The 2078-nt window shown below is 73.7% G+C and carries 2 protein-coding genes; one reads left to right on the plus strand and one right to left on the minus strand.

Annotated features, from left to right (window positions below; translation table 11 throughout):
• Positions 1-74 precede the first annotated feature (74 nt).
• Positions 75-1451 (minus strand): NAD(P)/FAD-dependent oxidoreductase, encoded by a 1377-nt coding sequence (locus tag DQW06_RS23025; protein ID WP_013154271.1) that lies wholly within the window; start codon positions 1449-1451, stop codon positions 75-77.
• A 303-nt stretch (positions 1452-1754) separates the two neighbouring features.
• Here DQW06_RS23025 and DQW06_RS23030 point away from each other — a divergent pair, with 303 nt between their 5' ends.
• The gene (locus DQW06_RS23030) at positions 1755-2033 is read left to right on the plus strand and encodes a hypothetical protein (RefSeq protein ID WP_071622496.1); all 279 of its coding nucleotides are present in this window, start codon (positions 1755-1757) and stop codon (positions 2031-2033) included.
• Positions 2034-2078 lie beyond the last annotated feature (45 nt).

Consider the following 2078-nt stretch of genomic DNA (forward strand, 5'->3'; position numbering starts at 1 on the left):
GCCGCGGCGGGGCGCCGCGGCCGGTCGACGGGGCTCTGCGGTCCGGACTCCGGCGGAGCCCGGACGGCTCCCGGTCAGTGCACGCCGTAGCGCGCGTGCAGGTTCTCCAGCAGGCGCGCGCCCTCCCGGCGGGAGCCCTCCGCGTCCAGGTAGTCGACCGACTCGTTGGCCACGAACGAGGACGGGCGCCCGCCGTCGGCGAACCCCAGGCGCGAGGTGTCGCCGCCGGTGGCCTTGCGGATCCCCCAGTTGGCCAGGATGCGCGCCCGCGCGGTCGCGGAGGGCACCGCCATCAGGTGGTACCCGCGGGTGACGCCCAGCGCGGGCAGCCCGCTCAGTTCCAGCTGCATGACGCGCGCGAGCGCGTCGTTGCCGCTCAGGTCCACGACCAGCCCCATGTCCCGGTGCCGGAACTCCTTCATCGGGCGTCCCAGGACGGACGAGACGACGTTGTCGGCGACGGTGGCCGCCTGGCGCGTGGCGTACTGGGCGGTCGGCGGGCAGTAGTCGCTGTCCTCGTGCGAGAGGTTGGGCACCGCCGCGGCGTCGCCGACGGCGAAGACGTCGTCGAGGCCGGGGACCCGCAGGTCGGCGCCGACCTCCAGGCGCCCCTTCTGGGTGGGCTTGTCCAGGGTCGCCATGAGCGGGCTGGGTGAGACCCCCGCCGTCCAGATGAGGGTGCGGCAGGGCAGGGCGCGGCCGTCGGTGAGCACCACCTTGTCGTCGGTCACCTCGCGCACGCTCACCTTGAGCTTGACCTCGACGCCGATGGAGCGCAGCAGGTCGAGCGCCTTGCGGCCGAGGCGGTCGCCGAGTTCGGGCAGCACCTTGGGCGCGATGTCCACCAGGTGCCAGCGGATCACCGAGCGCAGGTCCGGATAGCGCTTGGCCGCCTCCTGGCACAGGCGCATGAGCGAGGCCGCGGTCTCGACGCCGGTGTAGCCGCCGCCGACGACGACGAAGCGGCAGCGCTCCTCGCGCTCGGCCGGGTCGCGGCTGTCGTTGGCCAGCTCCAGCTGGGCCAGGACGTGGTCGCGCAGGAGCACCGCCTCGGCCAGCGTCTTGGCGCCGTAGGCGTGCTCGGCCAGACCGGGGATGTCGAAGGCGCGGGTGACCCCGCCGGGCGCCAGGACCAGGCGGTCGTAGCGGACCGGGGCGAGTTCGCCGGTGGGGCGCCGTACGACGACCACGCGGTCCCCCGGATCCACGCCGACGGCGTGCCCGGGGACGAACCGGGTCTGCCGGGTCAGCCGGTGCACCGACATGGCGACCGACTGCGGTGTGAGCAGTCCGGAGGCCACCTGCGGCAGTAGGGGGCTGTAGAGCATGTAGTCGTGCGGCGCGACGAGGGCGATGTCCGCCGCCCCCGCCGGGATGCGGCGTTCGAGGTGGCGCAGGGTGTGGAGACCACCGAAACCCGCGCCGACCACCACGATACGAGGCCGAGACATAGACAGCGCTCCTTCTGACGTGTCGTGGGGCGGGACGGCTGAGTGCGTCCGTTGGGCCGTTGGACGCAGCACTACCCACAAGACCGCGGCCAATGTATGGCCGGGTCGGCGGATCCGTGAGCCGCCACCCGTGACCTGCCGGGGACTTTGCCCGCCGTTGGCGGCCCCTGGGGAGGGCCGGGGCGGCTCCCCGAGCCGGTCCGAAACACCCGTGCGGGGGGAGTTCGTGATTTCCGTGACTTTCTGTAACAAGATAATCACGTCATGCATTGACACCCGACACGAAGGGAGTCGTGAGCGCGTATGCGTGCGTTCACCAGGATCACCGCCGCGACGGTGCTGGCCGCCGGACTGAGCGTTGCCGGGACGGGGGCCGCCGTGGCCGCCACCGCGGACCAGGACGACTCGCGCCCCGGAGGGGTGCTCGGTTTCCTCTTCGACGGCGTCTTCGGGGAGGACTCCAAGCCGCCGGTGGTCAACGAGGACCCGGAGGCCCCCGCCGAGGAGGCCCCCGCGCAGGAGGCCCCCGCGGCTCCGGCGGAGCAGAGCCCGGACACGGGCGGCGCCACGGGCGGCGTGTAGGGCGCGGACGTGGTGCCGGGGCGGGCCGCGGGGCCCGCCCCGGAC

The sequence above is a fragment of the Nocardiopsis sp. TNDT3 genome, assembly GCF_003427465.1.
Classification (GTDB): domain Bacteria; phylum Actinomycetota; class Actinomycetes; order Streptosporangiales; family Streptosporangiaceae; genus Nocardiopsis; species Nocardiopsis dassonvillei.